This is a genomic window from Polaromonas sp. P3_C2 (genome assembly GCF_056402675.1).
Window position 1 is genome coordinate 1 of sequence record NZ_JBFUGX010000219.1, and the last position, 6,268, is coordinate 6,268.

General features: G+C 61.5%; 6 protein-coding genes and 1 pseudogene. 2 read left to right on the forward strand and 5 right to left on the reverse strand.

The window, feature by feature from the left end:
* From sdhB to AC1DWI_RS11010, 5 genes and pseudogenes are all read right to left on the reverse strand, one after another.
* Positions 1–113 (reverse strand): annotated as a pseudogene (gene sdhB, locus AC1DWI_RS10990) (succinate dehydrogenase iron-sulfur subunit); the annotation flags it as partial.
* A gap of 55 nt (positions 114–168) precedes the next feature.
* Positions 169–1,962, reverse strand: coding sequence for a succinate dehydrogenase flavoprotein subunit (sdhA, locus tag AC1DWI_RS10995; RefSeq protein ID WP_477724830.1), 1,794 nt, complete (start codon positions 1,960–1,962; stop codon positions 169–171).
* A 51-nt stretch (positions 1,963–2,013) separates the two neighbouring features.
* Positions 2,014–2,379: a succinate dehydrogenase, hydrophobic membrane anchor protein gene (gene sdhD, locus AC1DWI_RS11000; protein ID WP_477671355.1), complete on the reverse strand. Its 366-nt coding sequence runs from the start codon at positions 2,377–2,379 to the stop codon at positions 2,014–2,016.
* A gap of 15 nt (positions 2,380–2,394) precedes the next feature.
* Positions 2,395–2,841, reverse strand: coding sequence for a succinate dehydrogenase, cytochrome b556 subunit (gene sdhC / locus AC1DWI_RS11005; RefSeq protein WP_477671356.1), 447 nt, complete (start codon positions 2,839–2,841; stop codon positions 2,395–2,397).
* Positions 2,842–3,225: 384 nt separating this feature from the next.
* Positions 3,226–3,996: a GntR family transcriptional regulator gene (locus tag AC1DWI_RS11010; protein ID WP_477671357.1), complete on the reverse strand. Its 771-nt coding sequence runs from the start codon at positions 3,994–3,996 to the stop codon at positions 3,226–3,228.
* 242 nt (positions 3,997–4,238) lie between these two features.
* On the opposite strand from AC1DWI_RS11010, the gene AC1DWI_RS11015 reads away from it, so the two are divergent.
* A complete protein-coding gene (locus tag AC1DWI_RS11015; RefSeq protein ID WP_477649359.1) occupies positions 4,239–5,225 on the forward strand; it encodes a malate dehydrogenase in 987 nt (328 codons plus the stop codon).
* Positions 5,226–5,313: 88 nt separating this feature from the next.
* The coding region (locus AC1DWI_RS11020; RefSeq protein ID WP_477724831.1) for an HpcH/HpaI aldolase/citrate lyase family protein at positions 5,314–6,268 on the forward strand (955 nt) is incomplete at its 3' end.

The window sequence follows — 6,268 nt, forward strand, 5'->3', positions numbered from 1 at the left end:
GCGTCCAGAAGCATGCGCTCGTGGCCGTCGAGCTCCACCTCGATGGTCTGCATGTAGGGCTTGGCATCGGTGTCCGGGTCGTAGCGGTAGATCTTGAAGGTGCGTTTGGTCATGGGGTTCTCGCTTCTTGTAGGGTCGCAGGGCGTCAGAGCAATAGGGGCTACGTCTTCAGAAAGTACGCGTCTTGAGCGGAACCGAATCGACCGTCAGGGGTTTCATCTGCACCGGCTTGTAAGCCAGGCGGCTGCCTTCGCTGTACCAGAGCGTGTGCTTGTGCCAGTCGGTGTCGTTGCGGCCGTTCGGGTGCGCGGGCGTGTCGCCGTAATCGTCGACGGAGTGCGCACCGCGGCTTTCCTGGCGGGCCGCGGCGGACACGATGGTGGCCTGCGCTGCTTCGATCAGGTTTTCCACTTCCAGCGCTTCGATGCGCGCGGTGTTGAAAATCTTCGACTTGTCCTTCAGTCCGATGCTGTTGACGCGGGCACGCAGCGCGGCAATTTTCGTCACGCCTTCGTTCATGATGGCCTGTGTGCGGAACACGCCGGCATGCTGCTGCATGGCGGCGCGCAGGTCGTTGGCCACGTCTTGCGCGTATTCGCCGTCGGTCGCGTTGTCCAGGCGCGCGATGCGGGCCAGGGTCTTGTCGGCGGCATCCGCCGGCAGCGGCTTGTGCGTGGTGGTCTTGGCGAACTCGACGATGTGGTTGCCGGCGGCCTTGCCGAACACCAGCAGGTCGAGCAGCGAGTTGGTGCCCAGGCGGTTGGCACCGTGCACGCTGACGCAGGAACATTCGCCCACCGCATACAGGCCGTTGACCACCTGGCTCTGGTTGTTGGCGTCCTGCGTGACAACCTGRCCATGGATGTTGGTCGGGATGCCGCCCATCTGGTAGTGGATGGTGGGCACCACGGGAATAGGTTCCTTGGTGATGTCGACGTTGGCGAAGTTGTGGCCGATCTCGAACACCGAGGGCAGGCGCTTCATGATGGCGTCCACGCCCAGATGGGTCATGTCCAGCAGGATGTAGTCCTTGTTGGGGCCGCAGCCGCGGCCTTCCTTGATTTCCTGGTCCATGGAGCGCGAGACGAAGTCGCGCGGCGCGAGGTCTTTCAGCGTGGGCGCATAACGCTCCATGAAACGCTCGCCATTGCTGTTGCGCAGAATCGCTCCTTCGCCGCGGCAGCCTTCGGTCAGCAGCACGCCGGCGCCGGCCACGCCGGTCGGGTGGAACTGCCAGAATTCCATGTCTTCCAGCGGGATGCCGGCACGCGCTGCCATGCCCAGGCCGTCGCCAGTGTTGATGAAGGCGTTCGTTGACGCGGCAAAAATGCGCCCTGYGCCGCCGGTGGCCAACAGCGTGGTCTTGGCTTCAAAAATGTGGACGTCGCCGGTTTCCATTTCGAGGGCGGTCACGCCCACGACGTCACCGGCGGAGTCGCGGATCAGGTCCAGCGCCATCCACTCGACGAAAAAGCTGGTTTTTTCCTTGACGTTTTGCTGGTACAGCGTGTGCAGCATGGCGTGGCCGGTGCGGTCGGCCGCGGCGCAGGCGCGCTGCACGGGTTTTTCACCGTAGTTGGCGGTGTGGCCGCCGAAGGGGCGCTGGTAAATCGTGCCGTCGGGGTTGCGGTCGAAAGGCATGCCCATATGCTCGAGGTCGTACACGACCTTGGGCGCTTCGCGGCACATGTATTCGATGGCGTCCTGGTCGCCGAGCCAGTCGGAGCCCTTGACGGTGTCATAGAAGTGGTAGTGCCAGTTGTCTTCGCTCATGTTGCCGAGCGATGCGCCGATGCCGCCCTGGGCTGCAACGGTGTGCGAGCGGGTGGGGAACACTTTGGAAAGCACGGCCACGTTGAGGCCGGCGCGCGCCAGCTGCAGCGATGCGCGCATGCCGGAGCCGCCGGCACCGACGATGACGACGTCAAATTTGCGCTTGGGGAGTTTGGATGTTGCTGTCATGATTTTGTGGGGTGTCGGTCTTCTTGTCGGGTCTGTGGGGTCAGCGGCGGCTTAAACGCGCCACAGCACCTGAATGCCCCAGCCGGCGCAGGCCACCAGCCAGACGATCGTGAAAACATTCAAAACGAGTTTGATGGAGGCTGGCTTGATGTAGTCCATCCAGATGTCGCGCATGCCGACCCACACGTGCAACAGTAGGGCAACGATGACCACAAACGTCAGCGTCTTCATCCACTGGGACGAGAAGATGCCGGCCCACTTGTCGTAGCCGATGGGGCCTTTGCTGAAGATGACCTGGGCCAGGACCAGCACGGTGAAGAGGGCCATCAGGGCGGCCGTGACGCGCTGCGCGAGCCAGTCGCGCAAACCATAGTGGGCACCGACAACGATGCGTTTGGAGCCGTAGTTAACTGCCATTTTTGTGCTCCTTGATTAATACGCGCCGAAAAGCTTGAGTGCCAGCACGAATGAGATGCCTACGCTCACAGCCAGCGTGAAGAGGGCGGACGACTTGCCGAACTCCTTGCTGACGGCGGCGTGACTCACGTCCATCCACAAATGGCGCAGGCCGGCGATGAAGTGGTGCAGGTAAGCCCAGATGAGGGCCAGCGCCACCAGCTTCCAGATGATGCCGGGAAGGCCCAGCATGCCGACGTTGAAGGCTGCCTTGAATTTCTCGAAGGAGATTTCCGAAGAGATCGAGGTGTCGAACATCCAGATGATGAAGGGCATCAGCAAAAACATGATGAACCCGCTGATACGGTGAAGGATGGAGACAATGCCCGCGAGGGGGAGGCGATAGGAGTGGAGATCGGTCAGGGCGTTGATGTTGCGGAACTCGGGCCGCTTCTTCGCTACGGTTGTCGCTGATTCGGACATACTTGGCTTTCTGTGTTTTTGAGTAACGGCTTTGTAACTGCCAAAGCGGCTCAACCCGAAATTCTATTGCAATGCAGCAACAATCCCGGCTGCTTCGGGTGATGGCCGGAAATTTTTGTCGGGAAAAGCGCGTTTGCGGGCGCGACAGTTCGCAATTGCTGCGCGAAGGTCGTCGTAACTGACATGACGATTACAAATCACCCCATCCGGACGGCAATCCAGCGGCGCGCATATGCCGCTGCTGACGCTTCGTTGGTGTCATGGCTTGAAGGGTCTTCATCGTCCGTCATGTTGTTATGGGTTGCACCGCCGGGCTCTCGCGGCCATGCCGCGGCAGGTTTGCCTGGCAGGGTTTTCTGTTTCCCTTGAGCCTGCTGCCGCTGTTCAGTTCAGGGTGTTGTGATAGTGATGTGTGTCGGTGCGGTAGTAGCCGCGGCGCAGCTCCATGGGGGCATCGTTGTAGGTGTAGGCGATGCGCTCCACGCTCAAAAGCGGCGCTCCGTGCTCTACTTTTAATAGCAGCTCGCGCCCGTCGGTGGCTGCTTCGGCGCGTATTTTCTCTTCGGCGCGAACCATCCGAACGTTGAATTCGGTCTCAAACAGCGCATACATGGGGCCGTGGTAGTCAGCCAGCCGCTCGGCCGTCAGGCCCTTGAAGGGCGCGGCGGGAAGCCAGATGTCTTCAAGAATGGTGGGTGTGCCGGCAAAGCTCAGCACGCGTCGGGCCTGCAGCACGGCGTCCCCGGTGCGCAAGGCCAGCGTGCGTGCAATCTCGGCGCTGGCGCGCACGCGCCGGCAGTCGATGATGTCGCGTTGGGCCGGACCTTCGCTGCCCGGTGTGCCACTGTCGGGGACCAGCTTGAGAAAGCGGAACTGGACATGTTGCTCGGCGTGGGTTGCAACAAAGGTGCCCTTGCCCTGGCGGCGCACCACCAGGTTGTCGGTGGCCAGCTCGTCGATGGCTTTACGCACAGTGCCCTGGCTGACGCGGTAGCGCGCTGCCAGGTCCATCTCGGAAGGTATGGCTTCGCCTGGTTTCCATTCGCCTGATTGCAGGCTTTGCAGGATCAGGGCCTTGATCTGCTGGTACAGCGGACTGAACGCCGGCGTGGCACCTGCAAAATCATCGGCGGGTAGGGCGGGAGTGGCGTTCATGGGTGGATTCTGGCTGGCCGTATCATATCTTATATAAGACATAAGACAAATTGACGCCCGCTGCTTTTCAAGCGTAAAATCTTTGGCTGAGCCAGCGCGCGGCCTGCCGTTTTGCGATGATTTTGACGGGTAAAAGCATAAGACCCGTTAGTAATCACTTCCAGATATTCCAGGGTCGCGCCAGACATCTCACGCTACATCCCTCATTCAACCGAATTTCAACTTCCTGGAGTCCTCCTATCATGAGCAAAAAACCCGTCCGCGTTGCAGTCACCGGTGCAGCAGGCCAAATCGGTTACGCATTGTTGTTCCGCATTGCTTCCGGCGAAATGCTCGGCAAGGACCAGCCCGTCATTCTTCAATTGCTCGAAGTGCCCGTTGAAGGCCCGCAGAAAGCGCTCAAGGGCGTGATGATGGAACTCGACGACTGCGCGTTCCCGCTGCTGGTCGGCATGGAAGCCCACAGCGACCCGATGACCGCCTTCAAGGATGCCGACTACGCGCTGCTGGTCGGTTCGCGCCCACGCGGCCCCGGCATGGAACGTGCCGAGCTGCTGGCTGTCAATGGCGCCATCTTCACGGCCCAGGGCAAAGCGCTCAACGCAGTCGCCAGCCGCAACGTCAAGGTGCTGGTGGTCGGCAACCCCGCCAACACCAATGCCTACATCGCCATGAAGAGCGCCCCTGACCTGCCGCGCAAGAACTTCACCGCCATGCTGCGCCTGGATCACAACCGCGCCGCCAGCCAGATCGCCGCCAAGACCGGCAAGGCCGTGGCCGACATTGAAAAGCTCACCGTCTGGGGCAACCATTCGCCCACGATGTACGCTGACTACCGCTTTGCCACCATCAAGGGCGAAAGCGTCGCCAAGATGATCAACGACCAGGAATGGAATGCCAACGTGTTCCTGCCTACCGTCGGCAAGCGCGGCGCCGCCATCATTGAAGCGCGCGGCCTGTCGTCGGCCGCATCGGCCGCCAACGCCGCCATCGACCACATGCGCGACTGGGCCCTGGGCACCAACGGCAAGTGGGTCACCATGGGTATCCCGTCCGATGGCCAGTACGGCATCCCGAAAGACATCATGTTCGGCTTCCCCGTGACCTGCGAAAACGGCGAATACAAACTGGTCGAAGGCCTGGAAATCGACGCGTTCAGCCAGGAACGCATCACCAAGACCCTGGACGAGCTTAAGGGTGAGCAAGACGGCGTCAAGCACCTGCTCTGAGCAATTAATGAGCGATGTGCGCCGCGCAGGGCCACCCCAAGCAAGCACGGCCCCCTCCGGGGGCAGCGTAGTACACGAAGTGACAAGCGTGGGGGCTCGCCAACATCCGCGCGACGTTCTGCTGGGTGCCCAGGCACAAGCCGGGTTTCTTCCGGTTTGTGATCACTACAGCGGTGTTGAAGCCCGCATGCGCAAAAGCCTGCAGCTGCAGGCCGAAATGATCGAGGAGTTCGGCGCCTGCGTGTTTGACGTGACGCTGGATTGCGAAGACGGCGCACCCGTGGGCGGCGAAGCCGACCATGCCGCGATGGTCGTGGCGCTGGCGGCCCTGGCCAGCGACAAGGCACGCGTCGCGGTGCGCATCCATTCGGTGGACCACCCCGCCTTTGAGGCCGACATGGCTGTCATTGCCGGGAAGCTGTCCCGCCATCTCTCACACATCATGGTCCCCAAGGTGGAATCGGTTGCCGATGTGGTCAGGGCCGAGCAGGCTCTGCTCGCAGCATCGGCCGGCGGCCTGCCGCTGCACGTGCTGATCGAATCCCCACTCGCGGTGCGAAACGCTTTCGACATTGCTGCTCATCCGCGCGTGCAGTCGTTGAGTTTTGGCCTGATGGATTTTGTCTCGGCGCATGGCGGCGCGATTCCCGCCGACGGCATGAGCAGCCGCGGCCAGTTCACGCATCCCCTGGTGATGCGCGCCAAGCTCGAAATCGCGTCGGCTTGCCATGCCCACGGCAAAGTGCCGTCACATTGTGTTGTCACAGAGTTCAATGACACTGAGGCCATGACTTCTGCCGCACGCCATGCCGCCCGTGAACTGGGCTACACCCGCATGTGGAGCATCCACCCCAACCAGATCCGGCCTATCCTGGCGGCTTTTGCGCCCACCGAGGGTGAGATTGAAAGTGCTACAAAAATAATAGCTGCTGCCGCACGTTCAGACTGGGCTCCCATCAGTTTTGAAGGCAAGCTGCACGACCGCGCGAGCTACCGCTACTTCTGGCAGGTTCTGGAGCGCGCGCACCAGACCGGCCGTGTCT